Origin of the sequence: Paenibacillus roseus, assembly GCF_016424485.1 — a bacterium.
Taxonomy (GTDB): Bacteria; Bacillota; Bacilli; order Paenibacillales; family Paenibacillaceae; genus Paenibacillus_D; species Paenibacillus_D roseus.
In genome coordinates, this window is the sequence record NZ_JAELUP010000027.1 from 21,628 (window position 1) to 41,849 (window position 20,222).

Sequence of the window (20,222 nt, forward strand, 5' to 3'; positions counted from 1 at the left end):
ACAATCACCTCTGTTCAATTATTCGATCTTCTCTATATCAGTAACCCACTTTTGTGTTTCGCTGCTGCCTTGAATGGCTTTCTCCGTATATTCAAACTTAACCTTGTCTCCTTCTTCCAGTGGGTTAAGCTTCTCCATCATTTTATCATCAAATTGGTAAGAGTCCGCTCCATCAGCAGTTTCGATTTCAATCGTATGGCTGTCAGCCAACCCGTTATAAATGCCTTGGTCAGATAGAAGGGGCTGTCCTTCCTGCTTGTCCGGGCTAGAAGCGTTCGAATCGCTGTTGTTGCTGTTATCAGATCCATTGTCGTTGCCTTTATCGGGAGCATTATCAGGATTGTCATCGTCCGGTAATGCTGTACCCGGCTCCTGCGTGCCTGGTGTTTCTGTATTGACAGAGGTACCTTGTTGATCTGACAGGCTGTTCGCTCCATTGCCGCAGGCAGCAGTCGTCATGGCAAGTGTAATGGCTAACGCAAGCAGAGCTGCAGCTTTCCTCTTTGTTTTTCTTTTGGTATGGGTCAATCCAACCACCTCCTGTATTCTATAACGAAACTATACCCCCGGAGGTTACAATTCAATCACAATTTAATTAAGTATTGAAGTCAAGCCTTCAGGGTATTTTGCGACTTTTAGGTGTCCTAAAAACGCATAGCAGTCATCCCTCTCTTTTTTGCAGAGAGCAATTCCCTAAGAGAGCAGATGCTTGTAAGAGGTATAGTCAATGTTGTTCTTGTCCAAAAAGTTCGTCAGGCTCCGGTAGTCGCGGCGCGGAGTCGCCAATATGTAGCCCTCAATACAATGTTCGCGCGTAACCTGGGGAGCACCGCTCTCTACGGCAACCTGCCCGATCTTGGCGGCTATGGAATGCTTGGCAATATCGCGGAACGCCTGAGGCACTGGGGATACCAGCACATCCAGGAACTGTTTGGATTCTTCCGTCCACAGCGAACGGCTGCGTTCTACCCAGTAATTTTGCCAGTCGAGCTTCGATTTCCCATCCCGCTGCGGCAGCACTTTTAGAAATTTCCGGAACATAAAATAACCGCCGATCGACATAAAACCAAGCAGTACCACGGCCCAGAAAACAATAAAATACATAAATCCGTCAGATGCGGAGTTCATTTTCGCTTCACCTCACCATGAATTATATCGTATTTCTAGATTTATTTCGATAATACCTGTAAAATAGGAGGGACAACAAATGAATCGTTTGCTGTGATAGATATGCTGGATAGAAGCATAATTCAAAACCTGCTTATATTCAAAGGGAGAGGTGTTACCATGTTAAAGATTGGCTCTCACGTTTCTTTTTCCGATAAAGGTTTGCTTACGGCAGCTAATGAAGCTGTTTCCTATGGCTCCAGCTCGTTCATGATTTATACGGGCGCTCCGCAAAATACTAGACGCAAGCCGATTGAAGATTTATATATCAATGAAGGCAAGGAAGTTATGAAGCAGAGCGGGATTGACGAGATTGTCGTCCATGCTCCTTATATTGTAAATCTGGGTTCTTACAAGGAAGATACTTTTGAGCTGGCTGTCCGGTTTTTGCAGGAAGAAATCCGCCGTACCGATAAAATCGGCGTGCGCAACATCGTGCTTCATCCGGGCGCCTATACAGACAAGGACGCGGAATACGGAATTGCCAGAATTGCCGAAGGGCTTAATGAAGTGCTGGAAGGCACCAAGGACACGAATGTCAATATTGCGCTTGAGACGATGGCTGGCAAAGGAACCGAGATTGGCCGCAGCTTTGAGGAAATTGCCTCGATTATAGATAAGGTGCGCGACAATGACCGCTTGACTGTATGTATGGATACTTGCCATATGCATGATGCCGGTTATGATTTGACCAACGATCTTGACGGCGTTCTGCAGCGCTTCGATCAGATCGTCGGGCTGAACCGTGTGGCAGTTGTACACGTCAATGACTCCAAGAATCCGCTCGGGGCGGCCAAGGACCGCCATGCTCCGATTGGCGCGGGTTGGCTTGGCCATGAGACGATCAAGAACATCGTTCATCATGAGGCGCTTGTCGGCAGACCGTTTATTCTGGAGACGCCGTGGATCGGCAAGGACAGCAAATCCCAGCGTCCGATGTATGAAGCAGAGATCGCCCTGCTGCGCGGCAATGCAATGGAACGTTTCGGAGATTCCTTCTTTGACCATGTAGAGCGTCTGCATCATTTCTTCGGCAAGGAAGAGATTGACGCACGTACTTATGTGCTGGGTACGTGGGATGTTCTCAAAAGCGATGCGAAGGCGAAAAAAGCTGATCCGCGCGAGCCGATGGACAGGCTGTATGATCTCGTAGCGGAGCATAAGGTGTTGCCCGATCTTAGCGAAGAAGCAATCAACCAGCGGATTACCGGCTGGTTTGCAGGCAAGTCCCTGCTGGTGGAAGCATAGGATAAGAGCAGAAGCGCAGGGTGTAATCGAACACTATTAATGGAGGAACTATTCGAATGACGCAGTTGGAGCAGTATACAAATAATCGGGCGCGTATGCTCATCGCCTGTCCAGACCGTCCGGGAATCGTGGCCGCGGTATCGCAGTTTTTATACGAGCATGGCGCTAATATTATTCAATCGGATCAATATACGATGGACCCTGAGGGCGGCATGTTCTTTATCCGCTTCGAATTTGAACTGAATCATATGGACAAGGAGCTTCCGATTCTTCAGGAGGACTTCACCCGAGTCGCAGACCGTTTCGATATGAAATGGCATACGTTCCGCGCCAGCCGCAAAAAACGCCTCGCCATCTTCGTATCCAAGGAAGATCATTGTCTGCTTGAGCTGTTGTGGCAGTGGAAAGCCGGCGACCTGGATGCCGATATTGCCATGGTCATCAGCAACCATAATGATATGCGCAAGGTGGTCGAGTCCTTCGGCATTCCGTACCACCATGTTCCGGTAACGCCGGAAACAAAGGCTGAGGCCGAGAAGAAACATCTGGAGATTATCGGCGACAAGGCGGATTTGATCGTGCTGGCACGGTATATGCAAATTATTCCGCCGAAATTTATCGAGCATTTCCCTAACCGTATTATTAATATTCACCATTCTTTCCTTCCGGCATTCATCGGAGGCAGTCCTTACGCTCAAGCTTATAAGCGCGGAGTGAAAATTATCGGGGCGACTGCGCATTATGTAACAGAGGAACTGGATGGAGGACCGATTATTGAGCAGGACGTTCAACGCGTAAGCCACCGTGACAATGTGGAAAATCTGAAACGGATTGGCCGAACAATCGAGAGAATTGTACTTGCCCGCGCAGTGAAATGGCATATTGAAGATAGAGTGCTTGTTCATCAGAACAAAACGGTCGTTTTTAACTAGCTTAACCAAGGCTGCAAGGGAATTCCCTTGCAGCTTTTTTTGTAAACAAACCATAAAGAATAAACGGAACAAACTAAAACCAGTGCATGACAGACAGGAGAGAGTGTGGATTCGAATACACAAATTAGGGAGGCTGATCTGAACGGTTATCCTCTTTAAAAGGAGAGCAAGCACTAATTTTGGTTTTGAGCCAAATAAACCGCTTAGACTATCTTTTTATCGACCCGAAAGAGGAACCCGTTACCTACTGCCGGACGGGCTTCTTGTATACCGTTCGGATCACGAACTCAGCCGCCAGCAAGAGCAGGACAATCGTACTGTAGATGCTAATCGTATAACTGGTAGCATAGGTCAATCCGAAGCTTTTTTGCAGCACAAAGTTCAGCAGGTGAATCAGCATATTGGTAAAGCAAAAGGCGTAGCTGCGGACCATCCATTTCCGATGGCTGTGAATCTGCTTCTTTTTTATTTTCACAAGGGCAACGACGGTCAAAAAGAACCATAGAATGTTCATGAAATTGAAGGCAATGCTCGAAGCTTTGCCTCCGGTGGCGTAAGGAGCCATATAGCCGGAAGTCAGGTCGATGATCAGGACGGCGGCCAGATACAAGTATCCGTTGATCCGGTGGAACTTGGGGTACTGCCTCAGCACCCGACCGGAAAAATTAACCGCTCCAGTCAGCATCGCGATACAAGCGAACATGACATGAACATACATAACCTTGAGCCAGACAACGGTGGAAAAAGCTTGGGCAAGATTGGTCTTGTTGCTTAAAAAGGCAGTTGCCTGCGGATCGTGAATAAAGTTGTAGTATAAGGTGTACAGAACGAATCCCAGGGTAACCGTCAGCATCAGCCTGTACGCCAGCTTGCTTGTGTGCATCGTTAATTCGACCTCTTTTGCTTAAATAGTACCGGACCGACCGGTATTTTTATTATAAATGGAGTTCAGCCGAATTCGCGAAGCAATTGTTACAGATTAAAGCCAATTCCTGCTGCACTGCAGGGAAACAGGAGGCTGCGGATTGGCCTTGCCGCTTGAAACTGATACAATCAGAACATAAGACCATCAGGGCGAAAAGGATTGTTATAAAATCATACTCATGAATGCCTCCCGAAGCTCCGTGAAGGAGCTTTTTTTCCGCAGCAGAGCGTTCATAGTTTAATATGGAAGTGAAGGGGAACACGAACGATATGACCAAAATATTGATTGTTGACGATGATGCGCATATCCGCGAGCTGATCGCTCTGTTTCTGCATAACGAAGGCTTTGAAGCCTTAGAGTCATCAAATGGGGTCGAGGCGCTAGCTGCAATGAGCAGTTCGGCAGTGGATCTGGTCATTCTGGATATAATGATGCCCCGAATGGACGGATGGGACCTGTGCAGGGAAATCCGCAACAGGTACCCGGATATGCCGCTGCTCATGGTGACGGCCAAAGGCGAATCCGCTCAAAAGGTAAAAGGGTTTCAACTGGGGACGGACGACTATTTGACAAAGCCCTTTGACCCTATGGAATTGGTTATGCGGGTAAAAGCCCTGATGAAGCGATATCGGCTTTCTTCCTCCCAAAGTGTAAAAATAGGCCGAATGGAATTGAACCGCAATACCTTCAAGGTACTGCGGGATCAGGAGGAATTGTCGCTGCCTCTTAAAGAATTTGAGCTATTGTTCAAACTTGCTAGCTATCCGGGGCAGATTTTTACCAGAGAGCAGCTAATTGTGCAAATCTGGGGGGTTGATTACGAAGGAGACGACCGAACCGTTGATGTTCATATCAGGAGGCTGCGTGAGAGATTTGCCGGGGAAAGTACCTATTTTCAGATTGAGACAGCTAGAAGCCTTGGCTACCGGCTTGTGGTCAAAGCATGATCAGGACACTGTATATCCGCGTCGTCCTTACTTTCCTGGCCGTGATTATCATTGCGCTGGTATCGTCGTTTCTGGTCAGTTTCATGATTTTCCAAAAGGAATTGAAGGACATTCAGATCAAGGAAATGACAACTGCGGCAGAGGATATGATTCGGGTCTATCAGCAGACGCCGGATAAGGACCAGGACCCTTTTATGATGAATATTGTCAAGCTGCTGTCTTTTCCGGCCCGGATATACAATGCGGAAGGCGAAGTGAAGGTGTATGGATGGACCCCGGATAAAAAAGGTCAGGGAGTTTTGCCCGAGCATGTGCAGCAGGTGCTGTCCGGAAAGCCCTACTGGTCAGAGCACGACAACGAGATTAAGTTTGGCGGCCTGCCCTTTGAATACAAAGGCGAGTCTTATGCGCTTTTTATCAAGCCGACTGGCCAAAATGCGAATACAATTATCAGACTGTTTTTTACGATACTTGGACTTGTGCTTGGCATTGGAAGCTTATGTATTCTGATTGCGGCAAGATATCTCGTGAAGCCGCTCAAAGTAATGACCAAGGCTACCAAGCGTCTGGCTAAGGGCGATTTTGATGTTGAACTGCAAATGAAGCGCAAAGACGAATTCGGGACATTGGCCCAAAGCTTCGATGAGATGGCAAAAGAGCTCAAACAACTTGAGCAGATGAGACAGGATTTCGTCTCTAATGTATCTCATGAGATTCAATCTCCATTAACGTCAATTTCCGGCTTCGCCAAGGCGTTGAAGCTGGACAATTTGGTGACGGAAGAGAAGCGGAATCATTATCTGGACATCATTTTGAAAGAAAGCGAGCGGCTGTCCCGTCTTAGCGATAACTTGCTCAAGCTGGCGTCATTGGACTCCAGGCAGCATCCCTTCCAGTTGCAAACGTTCAATCTGGATGAGCAGATACGACAAATCATGGTTGTATGTGAGCCGTTATGCAAAGCTAAAAACATTCAGATGGACCTCTGGTCCCCTCCGGCCCTCAAAATCACAGCGGATGCGGATCAGTTGAACCAGGTATGGATGAATCTGATTGGCAACAGCATAAAGTTTACACCGGAAGGCGGACATATTCTGATTGATATCCGGTGCAATACCGAAGAATATATCGTCACAATTAAAGATTCCGGCATTGGCATCGCTGTGGAGGAACTCAAGCATATATTCGAGCGTTTCTATAAAACGGACCGTTCGCGTGATCGTGCGATTAATGGCAATGGACTGGGGCTGGCGATTGTAAAGAAAATTATTTCCCTTCATCATGGTCGTATTGAAGCCAAAAGCAGTATCGGAGAAGGGTCAACCTTCGTTGTCACTCTTCCGAGGGTATTCTCCACATCAGACTCAGCCGCCAAATTGTGACCATTACGATACAGTCATTTAAGGGACAGGTCAGTCCAAGTATGGGCTGGCCTGTTTTTCAATTTTACGTTGCAGCGATGTCCGAATTCATGCTCCGTTCATATTTTTCTAATATGCTGACGGCATTAAAAGCAAATTATATCCGGTTGGGGGCATACATGATGGAAGTCGTCGTTGGAGTAGTAGATTCATTCAAGTGGTTTACCGTTTTTACCATGCTTCTATGTATATTGAATGTGGTCATACTGATCGGGTGTGCGTTGCCGTTACGCAAACGTTACAGATGGTTCGGTTTTTTGCCGGGACTTGGAATTCTGATCGCAGCAGCAAGCATGATCTATGGGGACTTCTCTCTGACAGCTCTTGTGCTTTACGGTTTGACTGGCATTATTTTCATAGGTACATTGAAATTGACCTGCCATGCTTTCAAGCGAGGGAAGGGGAAGTCCAGCCCAGGCAAAAGAGGCCCCGTGCTTGCCGCAACAATCGCAGCCTTGTGTGTGCTTGGGCTGGCTCCTATTGTGTTGGCATTACTATACGCAGGTGAAACGCGCTATAATCCGGTGAGCGAGCTCGGTTCAATGAGCTACTCCCAAGCATTCACGGCGATGAATGACAGATTGTCGCGGGAGTACCCGTTTGGAGCTTGGAAGCAAATAGATTGGGAGCAGTTGGAGAAGCAGTATAAGCCTATTTTCGAACAAGCGGATCAGGAGCAGGACAAGACGCTCTATTATAAAACGCTTCGTCATTATTTGTTCGGGTTCCGGGACGGACATGTGCGGATTGTCAATGAGCGGTTGTTTGATGGCAATGATATATTTAAAAGAGAAGCCGGTGGCGGCTTTGGCCTTAGCGCGGCGCAATTGGATACCGGTAAAATCAGGGTAACGCTGGTAGTGAAGGACTCGCCTGCTGACAAAAGCGGAATCAAAACGGGCGCAGAGCTTCTCACCTGGGACGGAATTGCTGCCACAGAGGCCTTTAATGAGGCGAGCTGGAGCGAGACGCCTGCCGCAACGGATGAAGTCAAGCGCATAAACCAGGGGCGGTTTATGGTGCGCGGAGTTGTCGGTCAAACGGTACAGGTCGAGTTCCAAAACATCGGAGAACAGGAAACCAGTCGAGCAGAGCTTATCGCGTACGATGATCAGTTTGAGACGCTTAAGCAAACCAGGCCCAAGCTGAAAAAGGAGGATGCGCCGCTTGAAGCTAAGATGCTGGATAATGGCTATGGTTATATGAAAATCAGACATTTCCTTGCGGAAGAGATTTTTACCGGACCGGGCCAGACCGTTGAGCAGCAACTGCGGTTATTCCAGGCCAACCAGGCAAAGGGAGTCATCCTTGATCTTCGGGATAATCCGGGAGGCGCGGATCAACTGGCCGCCAAATTAGCGGAATATTTTACAAGCGACAAGACCTTTTATGAACATGCCAGCTATTACAATCGAAATAGAGGCGAATTCGAACTGAATCGGCCCGAGACGAGGTATGTTAACCCGTCAACCAAGGTTAATTTTACTGGCAAAATTGCCATCCTGATCAACAATAGAACAGCAAGTTCGGGAGAAGGGGTCCCCTTAGTATTGAAAGGCCGGTCGAATGTGAAAATTGTCGGGTTTACCTCTACAGCAGCGTCCTTTGGTCTGTTGTCGGCGCCGATTGAATTTGAAATGCCGGAAGGATACGTCGTGCAATTCCCGGACGGCAGATCGCTGAACTACAGTCAAATCATTCAAGTTGACAGTGACTATAACGGGAAGGGCGGCGTTGCCCCTGATGTTAAGGTCCCGCTCAATGAAGAAACCTTCCGGCAAAAATATATGGATGGACAGGACGTTGAGCTGAATTATGCGATAGAAGCTTTGGAACAGATAAAGTGATCCTAGTTGTGATGCCAGCTCGTATGACAATTGCATGTGCATGTTTATTTGATAAAGACGCCTCCGAACGGCAGCACTTCCCGCAGGGTACGGCGGATAAAACCATCCTGGCGAAGCTGTCCTTCGAGCTGCGGATCTGTTGAAGCGCCGGTCTGGATTAATACGGGGCCTGATCCTTTCAGCTCCCACTGTACCCGCATATGCTGACTGGCAAGTGAATTGCCGTAGACACTCAGTTTGATTTGGGCTTTTTCAGGATAGGCAAGCAGGCAGCCGGCATCCACGTAAAGCGGCGTATCCTCATCCAGTTCCAGCGACTCCATGAAGCCGGTAGACAGAAGACCGAGGAAGCCGGGGCCGGTAAATTTGGTACGGACCCATTCTTTAGTAATGAGTGCATTTTTGAATGATTGCAGCCGGTTTTGCATCAGCATGCCGTCAGAGAAAAACAGAACGCTGCGAAAATCAAACAGCAGATTGCTTTCTTGGTCAATCGGCACCACATGCAGCTTGCATACGGGCGGCAGTGCGATCAGCAGTTCTGCCGGGCCGGTTATTTTGGAACGAATCCATCTTCGCTTCCGGTACATGCCCTTAATGTCCATAAACCGATCCTCGCGGCCGGCGGGCTGTCCTTTGTAGGCGATAATTTGGTTCGGATGCAGCACATGCAGCTTGTCCTTGTCCGTCAGCTTGACATTCAGGTGGCCGCTTTGCGTATGCTCGTTGGCTCCGCTGAATTGCACGCTAGCTTCAACTCCTTCGTTTTGCCTTCACCAGGCGCATCGTTCCTCTCTCCCGGCGCCATATGAGGATACGGACGATTCTCATAGCAAGAAAGCCGGCAATAAGAATACCTGCAATGGCGAGAGATACGGTTAACATGTTACGGATGAATGCTGATTTACCCTGTTCCTGCTCTTCCAGTTGCGCCAGCCTCTCTGCAAGGCTGCGATTCTGTTCAGCCAGCCGCTCGTTCTCTGCCAGCCATTTGCGCTGCTCCTCAGCCAGTCGCCTGCTGCTCTCCACCGCTTCTTTGCGTACAGCCTCCAGTTCCTGCTGCTGCTGGCGGATGAGATTTTCATAGCTCTCCTGAAATTCCTCCAGCTTCTCCGGCGCTTTGTAGATATCCCGCATCCGATCGAACCAGCCCGCTTCGGCAGTAGCGGGAGCAATTCCCGCGGCGAGCAGGAAATACAGAGGAAGTGCCACCATCCAACGTTTTAATATCATGTGGGCGATCACCTCTTACAGCTTATTCTACCTGTTTTTACGACGATCTTCTACAAGCGTTGCGCTTACGGTTAGAGACGCAATTGGCGTGGGGATGTTGCAGCTTCATCATTTATGAATTAGTATGGAAAACCGTACGGCCAAATGGTACAATATTTCAAAGTGATTGCGTCGAATCCGGCGTAAACCTGAAGATTTTCAAGCATAATTTTGACAAATACAAGAAGGCCGAGAGACAACGTTCGATGCCGGCTTGTATTTCTGCGCGAAGCTTGTCTTTGAGTCACAGCATGCGCAATATGCAAAATGTTTAGGCAATCAGGAATAGGAGGAAGCAACACAATGACAGTTACAAACAAGTCTGTTGACCAGCTATCGATTGATACGATCCGGACGCTCGCAATTGATGCGATCGAGAAAGCCAAATCCGGCCACCCTGGTATGCCGATGGGGGCAGCCCCAATGGGCTATCAATTGTTTGCCAGATCGATGAAGCACAATCCAGCCAATCCGAGCTGGGTGAACCGCGACCGTTTTGTTTTATCCGCAGGGCACGGTTCCATGCTTCTCTACAGCCTGCTGCATCTTTCAGGCTATGATCTTTCCCTCGATGAAATTAAAAACTTCCGTCAATGGGGCTCCAAAACTCCGGGTCACCCGGAATTCGGACATACGGCCGGTGTCGACGCAACAACAGGACCGCTGGGTCAAGGGGTTGCAATGGCGGTCGGTATGGCTATGGCAGAGACTCACTTGGCGGCTACTTATAATAAAGACGGCTTTAACGTGATTGACCACTTTACGTATTCCATTTGCGGCGACGGCGACCTGTCCGAGGGCGTAGCGAGCGAAGCGGCTTCCCTGGCGGGACATTTGCAGCTTGGCAAGCTGGTCGTATTGTACGATTCCAATGATATTTCCCTGGACGGCGAACTGAGCCTTTCCTTCTCGGAAAATGTTCAGAAGCGCTTCGAGTCCTACGGCTGGCAAGTACTGCATGTAGCTGACGGCAATGATCTGGAGGCATTGGCTAAAGCTGTGGCTGAAGCCCAGTCTGAGACTGGCAAGCCGACTCTGATTGAAGTGAAGACGGTCATCGGTTACGGTAGTCCGAACAAAGGCGGCAAGGGCGGACATGCAGGCCCGCACGGTTCTCCGCTCGGCGTTGAAGAAACGAAGCTGACGAAGGAAGTATACGGCTGGGGTTATGAGGAAGACTTCTATGTGCCGGATGAAGTCCGCGCCCATTTCGATGCAATCAAAGAGCAAGGTGAACAAGCAAACGCAGAGTGGGATGCCCAGTTTGCAAGCTACAAGCAAGCTCATCCTGAACTGGCGGCCCAATTCGAAGGCGCTGTGAACGGCGACCTGCCTGAGGGCTGGGATCGTGATCTGCCTGCTTACACGACAGAAGACAAGCCGCTCTCGACCCGCGTTGCTTCCGGCAATGCGCTGAATGGCCTGGCTGCCAATGTGCCAAGTCTGCTAGGCGGCTCTGCTGACCTGGAAAGCTCGACCATGACGCATCTGAAAGGCCTTCCGGTCTACAATGCGAGCAACTATGCAGGACGCAATATTTACTTCGGTATCCGCGAGTTCGCCATGGCTGCTGCAATGAATGGTATGCTGCTGCATAGCGGCGTGAAGGTTTACGGCGGTACGTTCTTTGTATTCACCGACTATTTGCGTCCGGCCATTCGTCTGGCAGCGATTCAAAAGCTGCCTGTAGTATACGTACTGACCCATGACAGCATTGCAGTTGGTGAAGACGGACCTACGCATGAGCCGATCGAGCAGCTTGCTTCTATCCGTATCATCCCGGATTTGACAGTAATCCGTCCTGCGGATGGGAATGAAACCTCCGCCGCATGGGCTTATGCGCTGGAGAACAAAGCGAACCCGGTTGCCCTTGTGCTAACCCGCCAGAACTTGCCAATTCTCGCAGGTACAGTCGGACAAGCGCGCGAAGGCATCAAGCGCGGCGCGTATGTTGTTCGCGATGCAGCGAGCGGCAAGCCGCAGGCTCAAATTATTGCTACCGGTTCCGAAGTGCAGCTTGCTGTTGCCGCTGCCGAAGCGCTTGCAGCAGAGGATATCGAAGTTCGCGTGATCAGTATGCCAAGCTGGGATCTGTTCGAGAAGCAATCCAAGGCGTACAGGGATTCCATACTGCTTCCGGATGTTAAAGCCCGTCTGGCTGTAGAGATGGCTTCTCCATTCGGTTGGGAACGTTATGTGGGCGACCAGGGCGCGATTCTGGGCATTAGCACATTCGGCGCATCCGCTCCTGGCGATCGCGTCATTAAGGAATATGGATTCACCGTTGAGAACGTAGTAAGCAAAGTGAAAGGACTGCTGTAGGAAGCGTCAGCTAGTCCAAGCTTAAGCCTATATATAATTGAACAAGCAGCGGCGGCATGGAGACATGTTCGTCGCTGCTTTCAAAAGGAGAGCCGAAAAAATTATGTCCCAATTCGAAAATGTAACGGTTGTTAAAAAAGCAAATGTTTATTTTGATGGCAAAGTAACCAGCCGCACCGTGCTGTTTGCTGATGGTACGAAAAAAACGCTCGGCATTATGCTCCCGGGGGAATATGAATTCGGAACAGACGCCAAAGAAATCATGGAAATTCTTGCAGGCGATCTGAAGGTTCTGCTTCCAGGGGAAAGCCAATGGGCGCATATCCAGGGCGAGGGCGAATTTATTGTTCCGGCTAACTCCAAATTCAAGCTCCAGGTAACGGAAGTTTCCGATTACTGCTGCTCTTATATTAACGAATAATCATTTTTCGGTGTTATAAAGGCTCAACCTGAATTTTGGTTGAGTCGTTAAAAATAGCTATCCTGCACATCCGTTCAAGGACTGTGAGGATAGCTGTTTTTTTGCAATCTCGTTTACCGGAAGCTTGCGAAGTTCTGAGTATAGTAGAAGCCGTATTCGCTGTTTTGAACAAAGGCGGCTCCAATGCCAAGCTCCTTGTAGCCCTCGCGGAGGAGGTTGTCGCGGTGGCCTTGAGAGTTTATCCAGCCTGCGTGGGCGTAAAAGGCATTCTCATAGCCAGCAGCAATATTCTCGCCGAAGCTGCTTGCTGATTTCATCAATTCGGCTTTGGTGAAACGTTCGCGGACCGAATCACCGTCCGGGGAGGTGTGGTTGAAAAAATTGCGGGTCCCCATGTCCGTGCTGTAAGCGCGGGCCACATCTGAAACCTTGTCGTTCCAGAGAAGCGGCTTCAAACCCTTTCGTGTACGGATAACATTGGTCAAATCCAGCAGCCCGCGCTCATAGGCGCGCAGCAGTTCTTGCTGCGGGACATTGCCTTCTGAATAGTCATGGGCTTTCAGACCGGACTTCAGCAGGAGAATAGCATCCACCTTATAGCCGTCCAGCGTATCGAAGAACAAGGTTGTCTCATAGACGCTGCCGGTGTAGGTTGTCCATCTTTGCTTGCTATCCTGTATCACCGGCTTGCCGATCGAGTCGTCTGCAATGTTGTTCCTCTGTGTCCCTACCGCGGCTTTCGAAGCCGGGTTCCAGCCGCTCGCATTGGAGTAGAGGGCGACGACTGTTCCTTGCTTTATGCCGATTTGCGCGAAGCGGTTGTAATTCTTATTGTATACATACCATTGAAAATCGTACCCGGAGGCGTCTTTACGGTCGGGCTGACCAAGCGTTGCAAGGACATGCTCCTCAGTATCCCCGATCTGAATACCGTTCAATGTCCATTCAGGGGCTGTATTCCCAGACTGTTTTAGCTTGGGCTGAAGCTCCTTCAGGCGGAAGATGAAAGTCTGCGCCTCAGCGCGGGACAGCGAATCGGCAGCCTTGAAGCCTTCAATCGTGTTCGTTGTCTTGCCGTTGGCAAGTCCCTGCTTCATTACAAATTGAATGGAATCATTGACAGATAGAGATTCGCCCTGTACGGCAGCGAGCAGCCTGGCGACTTCTCCTCTTGTGTAGGCAGTATTGGCTCCTGCTACGGGCCACCCGAGCTGCGCGGCAGCTTCATAATAGGCTGAATACCACGGTGAGCCGCCAGCCGGCTTGGCTATGCTGACCTCGGGGTAAGCACGCAGCAGCATAGCCAGAAATTCCGGCTCCGATACCGCCTGGTTAGGGCGGAAGGTGCCGTCCTGATAGCCGGTCACAATCTGATTCTCCTGTGCCCAACGGATCGTTTTGTACGCCCAGTGAGTCGGCGGCAGATCGGCGAACTGCACGCCATTATCGGCATAAGCGTATGTAGGAACAACACCCGTAGCAAGCGCCAGTAGAATCGCCGAGCTTGCAACAGTGCGAAAACGTCGCTTGAACTGCGGTTTGGATACTATCATTAATCATAAACCCCCTCTTAAGTTGGAAAATGAAGACTTAAGAGTATCGTAACATATTTACTGTCGAATGATGGGGTATTTTGTCAAAAAGAAAAGATTAATCTTTTTTCACGGATTGCTTGAAATCTCCGGTCTTGAGCAGGAGTTCCATATCCGTGCTGGAGGTTACGGTCAGGCGGTTCAGCTCCAGCGGCGCATCGCCGGGCTTGACGAAGCCTTGTTTCACTGTAAACGCCATCCGGTAACCATGCTTCTGCAAATAATAGACGGTCTTGGCGTCATAGCTGCCAAACGGATATGCAAAGTACGGTGTAATGTAGCCGTGCTCTCTCATAATTCCGATATCCTTCTGCAGCAGATCCGTATCCCGGGTCAGCGCCTCCTGCTTTCCGCAGAACAACGTCTCTTTCTTGTGAAGATCGTAGGTATGGCTATGATATTCAAAAACATCGGACGCAGCATCCAGTTGCTCCTGGGACAAATAGCTGCTTTTGTCCGGCTTGAAGTCCTTGGCGGCATGTTCCTGAACCCGGCTGCCGATGATGAACAGCGCGGCGTGGAGGCCGTATTTTTTCAAAATCGGATAGGCGTAGATATAGTTATTCTCGTACCCGTCATCGAATGTGAGAACGACCGTCTTCTCCGGCAGTTGAATATATCCGTGCAAATAATCCTCCAACTCGCTCAGCGTGGCTGTATAATAGCCGTTATCGTACAAGTATTTCATGCCCGCCTCGAATGATTCCAGATTAATCATCGAATTGTTGTCAGGTTCTTTGTTGAATGCCTTGGGAACGACATAATGGTACATCAACACGGGTACTTGTTCGGCATAGCGTTGCTTCGACGTATCGAATACAGGGGTGGTATTGCCATTGCCATGAAATTCAAGTTCCGGTGTTTTGTGCGTGAGTACGAAGGCTTTGGCTTCGGCTTTTTGCAGTACGCCGCAAGCTTTTTGGGCAAGTTGCAGCGACGGGAATGCAAATGCTGCGGCGAAGAACAGCAGAATCACGGCAAGTCCGGCTGAAACGAGCCGCTTCAGCCAGGTGAAGAAACGTTTTTTACTCATTTGGGCAAAGCTCCTTTACAGGTAGGAAGTGGAAATGTGGAACCTGACTAATCTAAACAAAACTATACGCTTAGACCAGTCAGAATTCAAATGATTTCATTCCGCCTATCTTTCCTGCGGTCTCCCTTGTTTTTAAACCCGAAATCCAGTATTCTAATCCTAGTATTGCGGGACGGGCAGCAGGAAATTTTTGTAATGCTGCACTTGCCCTCTACAGAACTTGAAGGAGGTTTACGGTCAATGAGTAAAGCTGTATCGTTTGACTATAGTAAAGCCCTGCCTTTTGTAGGCAAGCATGAAATTGATTATTTGGAGGGCGCGGTACGCGTCGCTCATGAGCAATTACATAATGGTACAGGAACAGGCTCCGATTATATTGGCTGGATCGATCTGCCTGCCAATTATGACAAAGAAGAATTCGCGCGCATCAAGCAAGCGGCGGCAAAAATTCAATCCGACTCTGATGTGCTTATTGTCATCGGAATCGGCGGTTCCTACCTGGGAGCGCGTGCGGCAATCGAAATGCTGACGCATTCCTTCTATAATATTCTTCCTGGCGAAGAGCGCAAAACGCCGCAAGTTTTCTTTGCGGGCAACAACATCAGCTCCACCTATGTCACCCATTTGTTGCAAGTGCTGGAGGGCAAGAACTGGTCCATCAACGTCATCTCCAAATCGGGTACAACAACAGAGCCGGCGATTGCGTTCCGTATTTTCCGTGCAGAACTGGAGAAGAAATACGGCAGGGAAGAAGCTCGCAAGCGGATTTATGCAACGACTGACCAAGCCAAGGGCGCATTGAAAAAGCTTGCAACCGAAGAAGGCTACGAGTCTTTCATCATTCCTGATGATGTTGGCGGACGCTACTCCGTATTGACGGCTGTGGGCCTGCTGCCGATTGCAACTGCCGGTGTAGACATTGACGCCATCATGCAGGGCGCAGCTGATGCTGCTGTCGAATACAGCAACCCGAACTTGTCCGAGAATGAAAGCTATCAATACGCTGCAGCCCGCAATGCACTGTATCGCAAAGGCAAAGCAATCGAAATTCTCGTCAATTATGAGCCGTCCCTGCACTTCGTATCTGAATGGTGGAAGCAATTGTTCGGCGAGAGCGAAGGCAAAGACAACAAAGGCCTGTACCCGGCATCTGTTGATTTCTCCACAGACTTGCACTCCATGGGTCAATTCGTACAGGAAGGAACTCGCAATCTGATCGAGACCGTCATTCAGGTAGGCGAGGTGTCTGAACAGATTACAATCGGCAATGACCCGGACGACCTCGACGGCTTGAACTTCCTTGAAGGCAAAACGATGGATTTCGTGAACAAAAAAGCCTTTGAAGGAACACTGCTCGCGCATACAGACGGCAATGTGCCAAACCTGATTGTCAATATTAAGGACTTGTCGCCGCACACATTCGGTTACTTGGTATACTTCTTTGAGAAAGCCTGCGGCATCAGCGGCTACCTCATGGGTGTGAATCCGTTCGACCAGCCGGGTGTAGAAGCCTATAAGAAAAATATGTTCGCGCTTCTCGGCAAACCGGGCTACGAAAAAGAAAAAGCTGAGCTGGAAGCACGCCTGTAGGCTGTTTGAATGCTGGAACGTTACAAGACGCTGGCTGGGCCTGGAATCAAGGAAATCGTCATCAAAAAGTCACGGTTTATCGGTCATGCCCGGCCGGTAGCCAGCGAGGATGAGGCGATTGCTTTTATCGAGGAGATCAAGAAGCAGCATTGGAACGCAACGCATAATTGCTCTGCTTATATGATCGGCGAGCGGGATGAAATTCAGAAGCAGTCTGATGACGGTGAACCAAGCGGCACCGCGGGCAAGCCGATTCTGGAAGTCATCAAAAACCAGCAACTCAAAAATGTCGCCATCGTCGTGACTCGCTATTTCGGCGGCATCATGCTCGGTGCTGGCGGTCTGATCCGCGCCTATACGGATGGAGCCGTTGTCGGGATCGAAGCGGCACAGCCAATCGTTAAGGTGCTGCACCGGGAGATTATCGTCGAAGTGGATTATACGTGGTACGGCAAGCTGGAGAATGAATTCCATCAGCGGGGCTTGCGCCTTGGCGGGACTGAGTTTACCGATAAGGTAACCATAACCTGTCTGCCTGAAGAACCGGAGGCCGAGCGCTTCACGGCATGGTTGACTGATTTTACGCAGGGACAAGCTGCTATTGTACAAGGAGAGGCGCAATATTTCATTCTTGGCCGATAGCCTAAGCATTTTTCTCTTTTGCTCCGAATAGGGTCTTGTATGGGGCTTCTTGAGCCCCTCCTATCAAGGGCATAACGAGGGAGGAATCCGTATGGCAATTGCGGTAAGACGATTTGCGGCATTGTCCGGTTTCGTATTTTTGCTGCTTTGGGCGCTTGGTTTCTTTACCAGTCATCTGTTTGGCCTGTTTCACCTGAATGTGACCCATAATGTCATTCATCTGGTGTTCGGGGTGCTTGGTTTGCTGGCGGCCTCTCAGGACGGCTATGCCTATCGTTACTCTCAAGTGCTGGGGATCGTATTTATTATACTTGCGGTACTCGGTTTCTTCGTCAAAAATCTGTTCGGTCTGCTTACATTCGGCCTTTCGGATAATGTGCTGCATTTTATTATCGGCGCGGTCGGACTCTATTTTGGCTTTGTCCTGGTGGAGTCGCCATCTCCTTCGAGGTATTCCAAGCCGGTGTAGAGTGTTATAAATGAAAGATTGTCAGGCAAATGAAAGCCGGCCCTTAGGGTCGGTTTTTTTGTTGAATATAAAGACAGATTTCTTGATTTAATTGAGGGTACAGGGAAAGTCGCCATTTCATGCTTGAGAAGCAAGTAGCGGGTAGAGATTCATATTTTTTGCAAATTTAGGATTGACGACCGAACCTTCATTCTGTTAAATTAATACTAATACCCAGTAAAATAATAGGAATTATATTTCCTCCAGGTTCTGGATTCCGAAACGCTATGAATACGGTTTTTGCGCAGTGCTGACGATAATATGATGGCATTGCTTTTGCTCATGGAATGGTCCGAAAAGCGAAAGGGGCATTAGGTCATGCATATTGAAGTGAATCAGTTAGATAAGCATTTTGGTGATTTCCACGCTGTACATGATGTAAGTTTTAAGATTGAGAAGGGACGGCTGATCGGTCTGCTCGGTCCGAGCGGCGGTGGCAAAACGTCGATTCTCCGCATGCTCGCGGGACTTGAAACCCCTGATGCCGGGGATATCCTTTTCCATGGCAAACGTGTCAATGATCTGCCGCCGCAAGAGCGGGGGATTGGCTTTGTATTCCAGAATTATGCGCTATTCAAACATATGACGGTGTATGACAATATTGCATTCGGTTTGAAGGTGAAGAAGCAGTCCAAAGACCAGATTCGTGAGCGCGTGATGTCGCTGGTAGAGCTGACAGGTCTCAAGGGCTTTGAACACCGTTACCCGAATCAACTGTCGGGCGGACAGCGTCAGCGTGTAGCCTTTGCAAGAGCGTTGGCGCCAGAGCCGCAGTTGCTGCTTCTGGATGAGCCGTTCGCGGCGATCGACGCCAAGATTCGCCAGGAGCTGCGCACGTGGCTTAAGGATATGATTGAACGTCTCGGCATTACGTCCATCTTCGTCACCCATGATCAGGATGAGGCGATTGAGGTTGCCGATGAGATCATGATTATTAACAAGGGTCGTTTGGAGCAGAAGGGCACGCCATGGGATATTTACAAAAATCCGCATACCCAGTTTGTCGCCAGCTTTATCGGGGAGTCTACCATTGTATCCGAGGTGCATAAGCTGAAAGGCTTTGAGGATGCGGCATTATGGTCGAATACGAAGGCGCTGATCCGTCCGGAGTACATCGAGGTTGGCAAGTCAGACGAATTTTCGATCATCTCGGCTACTGAATCGGGACGCATTAAAAATATCCATTTTCGCGGCAGTGAGTGGATGATAGAGGTGCAAGTCGGCGATGTCACGTTGATTACCTACCGTTCTCTGGAAAAGGATGCGCTCCAGCCAGGAGAAGAAGTGAATGTTCTCGTGCATCGCGCTTATCTGTTCAATGATACGGATAGCTGGATTATAGAGAACAAGCTCAAGGAAGATCCGATGCCGGTTCATATTTAAAGGTAAAGTATATATCCCTTATATCCAGAGCTAGAAAAAAGGTATGCGTATGGCATCACATCATGCTATACGCATACCTTTTTTTGGAAGGAAGAGTTATTTCCCCAGTACAAATTTTTCGATCACATGGGCCACGCCATCTTCATTATTCGATTTGGTTACATAATTGGCGATTTCCTTTAGGGCCGGCACTGCATTTTCCATCGCTACACCGAGTCCGGCAGTTTCAAGCATCTCATGATCATTCCAGGAATCGCCGATGGCGATTACTTCCTCAAGGCTGCAGCCGATATGGGATGCCAGGAAGGCCACTGCGTGTCCTTTTGTTCCCTCTTTATGCATAATCTCCAGGAAGTTCGGCTTGGATTTAGTGATATGGGCGATATCTCCAATCAGTGCCTTCAATTCCACGGCCACCTTATCCAGTAATTCCGGCTCATCAATGATCAACATCTTCATTTGCGGCTGAAGTGCCAGATCGGCAAAGTTCGGAGCGACCACATAAGGGATTTTGGAAAGTCTGGAGTACGCCTCGCTTTTGTCATTCACTTCTTTGACATACAGCACATCATCGACGTAAAGCTGCAGATGCAGCCCTTTTGCTTCACAGTAGTCATGCAACTGCTTGGCGGCCGCTGTTGGAACATAGCGCTCATAGATCACTTCTCCGTCCAGCAGAGTCTTGACCAGAGAGCCCTGATACGTAATGATCGGCACATTCAGATCAATTTGGCGGGCGATATTTTGCGCCGAGGCGAACATTCTTCCGGTAGCAAGAGTGACAGTCGCTCCTTGTGCAGTCGCTTGTTCCAGCGCCCGCTTCGTACGGGGGGTAACTTGCAGCTCATCATTCAGCAGCGTATCATCTACATCGATCGCAATTAGCTTATAAGGCATTTTGTATGGTCTCTCCTTTATCTTCTCTAGCCTGATTGTACCTGAGAGGTGAGGCCTTAACAAGTGGCTTGCTTG

At 49.3% G+C, this 20,222-nt stretch carries 19 protein-coding genes; 11 read left to right on the forward strand and 8 right to left on the reverse strand.

Annotation, left to right across the window (positions count from 1 at the left end):
- Positions 1 to 18: 18 nt before the first annotated feature.
- Together JFN88_RS08955 and JFN88_RS08960 are read right to left on the reverse strand one after the other, a co-directional pair.
- Entirely contained in the window at positions 19 to 528 is a 510-nt protein-coding gene (locus JFN88_RS08955; protein WP_199018981.1) for a LytA/YqiH family protein, read from the reverse strand.
- A gap of 165 nt (positions 529 to 693) precedes the next feature.
- The gene (locus tag JFN88_RS08960) at positions 694 to 1,128 is read right to left on the reverse strand and encodes a DUF2621 domain-containing protein (RefSeq protein WP_199018982.1); all 435 of its coding nucleotides are present in this window, start codon (positions 1,126 to 1,128) and stop codon (positions 694 to 696) included.
- A gap of 159 nt (positions 1,129 to 1,287) precedes the next feature.
- On the opposite strand from JFN88_RS08960, the gene JFN88_RS08965 reads away from it, so the two are divergent.
- Together JFN88_RS08965 and purU are read left to right on the forward strand one after the other, a co-directional pair.
- On the forward strand, positions 1,288 to 2,415 hold the full coding sequence (locus JFN88_RS08965; RefSeq protein WP_199018983.1) for a deoxyribonuclease IV: 1,128 nt from the start codon (positions 1,288 to 1,290) through the stop codon (positions 2,413 to 2,415).
- A gap of 56 nt (positions 2,416 to 2,471) precedes the next feature.
- Positions 2,472 to 3,347 carry a formyltetrahydrofolate deformylase gene (gene purU, locus JFN88_RS08970; protein WP_199018984.1) on the forward strand — a complete coding sequence of 292 codons (876 nt, stop codon included), beginning with the start codon at positions 2,472 to 2,474 and terminating at the stop codon, positions 3,345 to 3,347.
- Between the two features lie 244 nt (positions 3,348 to 3,591).
- Here the strand turns inward: purU and JFN88_RS08975 are convergent, their stop codons facing one another.
- On the reverse strand, positions 3,592 to 4,230 hold the full coding sequence (locus JFN88_RS08975; RefSeq protein ID WP_199018985.1) for a DUF2306 domain-containing protein: 639 nt from the start codon (positions 4,228 to 4,230) through the stop codon (positions 3,592 to 3,594).
- A 311-nt stretch (positions 4,231 to 4,541) separates the two neighbouring features.
- On the opposite strand from JFN88_RS08975, the gene JFN88_RS08980 reads away from it, so the two are divergent.
- The 3 genes from JFN88_RS08980 (at position 4,542) to JFN88_RS08990 (ending at position 8,487) form a co-directional block, all read left to right on the forward strand.
- Entirely contained in the window at positions 4,542 to 5,219 is a 678-nt protein-coding gene (locus JFN88_RS08980) for a response regulator transcription factor (protein WP_199018986.1), read from the forward strand.
- Positions 5,216 to 6,601: a HAMP domain-containing sensor histidine kinase gene (locus JFN88_RS08985; RefSeq protein ID WP_199018987.1), complete on the forward strand. Its 1,386-nt coding sequence runs from the start codon at positions 5,216 to 5,218 to the stop codon at positions 6,599 to 6,601. The genes JFN88_RS08980 and JFN88_RS08985 overlap by 4 nt, the downstream gene beginning before the upstream one ends.
- A gap of 158 nt (positions 6,602 to 6,759) precedes the next feature.
- Positions 6,760 to 8,487 (forward strand): S41 family peptidase, encoded by a 1,728-nt coding sequence (locus tag JFN88_RS08990; protein WP_199018988.1) that lies wholly within the window; start codon positions 6,760 to 6,762, stop codon positions 8,485 to 8,487.
- A gap of 44 nt (positions 8,488 to 8,531) precedes the next feature.
- On the opposite strand, the gene JFN88_RS08995 is transcribed toward JFN88_RS08990, so the two are convergent.
- A complete protein-coding gene (locus tag JFN88_RS08995; protein WP_199018989.1) occupies positions 8,532 to 9,233 on the reverse strand; it encodes an AIM24 family protein in 702 nt (233 codons plus the stop codon).
- Positions 9,234 to 9,240: 7 nt separating this feature from the next.
- On the reverse strand, positions 9,241 to 9,720 hold the full coding sequence (locus tag JFN88_RS09000; protein WP_199018990.1) for an SH3 domain-containing protein: 480 nt from the start codon (positions 9,718 to 9,720) through the stop codon (positions 9,241 to 9,243).
- Positions 9,721 to 10,062: 342 nt separating this feature from the next.
- On the opposite strand from JFN88_RS09000, the gene tkt reads away from it, so the two are divergent.
- The gene (gene tkt / locus JFN88_RS09005; RefSeq protein ID WP_199018991.1) at positions 10,063 to 12,081 is read left to right on the forward strand and encodes a transketolase; all 2,019 of its coding nucleotides are present in this window, start codon (positions 10,063 to 10,065) and stop codon (positions 12,079 to 12,081) included.
- A 103-nt stretch (positions 12,082 to 12,184) separates the two neighbouring features.
- Positions 12,185 to 12,502 carry a pyrimidine/purine nucleoside phosphorylase gene (gene ppnP, locus JFN88_RS09010; RefSeq protein WP_199018992.1) on the forward strand — a complete coding sequence of 106 codons (318 nt, stop codon included), beginning with the start codon at positions 12,185 to 12,187 and terminating at the stop codon, positions 12,500 to 12,502.
- Between the two features lie 113 nt (positions 12,503 to 12,615).
- Here ppnP and JFN88_RS09015 read toward each other — a convergent pair whose 3' ends face one another.
- Both JFN88_RS09015 and JFN88_RS09020 read right to left on the reverse strand, forming a co-directional pair.
- Positions 12,616 to 14,055 carry a CAP domain-containing protein gene (locus JFN88_RS09015; protein ID WP_199018993.1) on the reverse strand — a complete coding sequence of 480 codons (1,440 nt, stop codon included), beginning with the start codon at positions 14,053 to 14,055 and terminating at the stop codon, positions 12,616 to 12,618.
- 97 nt (positions 14,056 to 14,152) lie between these two features.
- Positions 14,153 to 15,127 (reverse strand): polysaccharide deacetylase family protein, encoded by a 975-nt coding sequence (locus JFN88_RS09020; RefSeq protein ID WP_199018994.1) that lies wholly within the window; start codon positions 15,125 to 15,127, stop codon positions 14,153 to 14,155.
- Positions 15,128 to 15,367: 240 nt separating this feature from the next.
- On the opposite strand from JFN88_RS09020, the gene JFN88_RS09025 reads away from it, so the two are divergent.
- From JFN88_RS09025 to JFN88_RS09040, 4 genes are all read left to right on the forward strand, one after another.
- Positions 15,368 to 16,717: a glucose-6-phosphate isomerase gene (locus tag JFN88_RS09025; protein WP_199018995.1), complete on the forward strand. Its 1,350-nt coding sequence runs from the start codon at positions 15,368 to 15,370 to the stop codon at positions 16,715 to 16,717.
- 9 nt (positions 16,718 to 16,726) lie between these two features.
- Positions 16,727 to 17,359, forward strand: a complete 633-nt coding sequence (locus JFN88_RS09030; RefSeq protein ID WP_199018996.1) for a YigZ family protein — start codon at positions 16,727 to 16,729, stop codon at positions 17,357 to 17,359.
- 91 nt (positions 17,360 to 17,450) lie between these two features.
- Positions 17,451 to 17,828: a DUF4383 domain-containing protein gene (locus tag JFN88_RS09035; protein WP_233167621.1), complete on the forward strand. Its 378-nt coding sequence runs from the start codon at positions 17,451 to 17,453 to the stop codon at positions 17,826 to 17,828.
- A gap of 357 nt (positions 17,829 to 18,185) precedes the next feature.
- On the forward strand, positions 18,186 to 19,250 hold the full coding sequence (locus JFN88_RS09040; RefSeq protein WP_199018997.1) for a sulfate/molybdate ABC transporter ATP-binding protein: 1,065 nt from the start codon (positions 18,186 to 18,188) through the stop codon (positions 19,248 to 19,250).
- A gap of 96 nt (positions 19,251 to 19,346) precedes the next feature.
- Here JFN88_RS09040 and JFN88_RS09045 read toward each other — a convergent pair whose 3' ends face one another.
- Positions 19,347 to 20,147 (reverse strand): Cof-type HAD-IIB family hydrolase, encoded by an 801-nt coding sequence (locus tag JFN88_RS09045; RefSeq protein ID WP_199018998.1) that lies wholly within the window; start codon positions 20,145 to 20,147, stop codon positions 19,347 to 19,349.
- Positions 20,148 to 20,222: the final 75 nt, after the last annotated feature.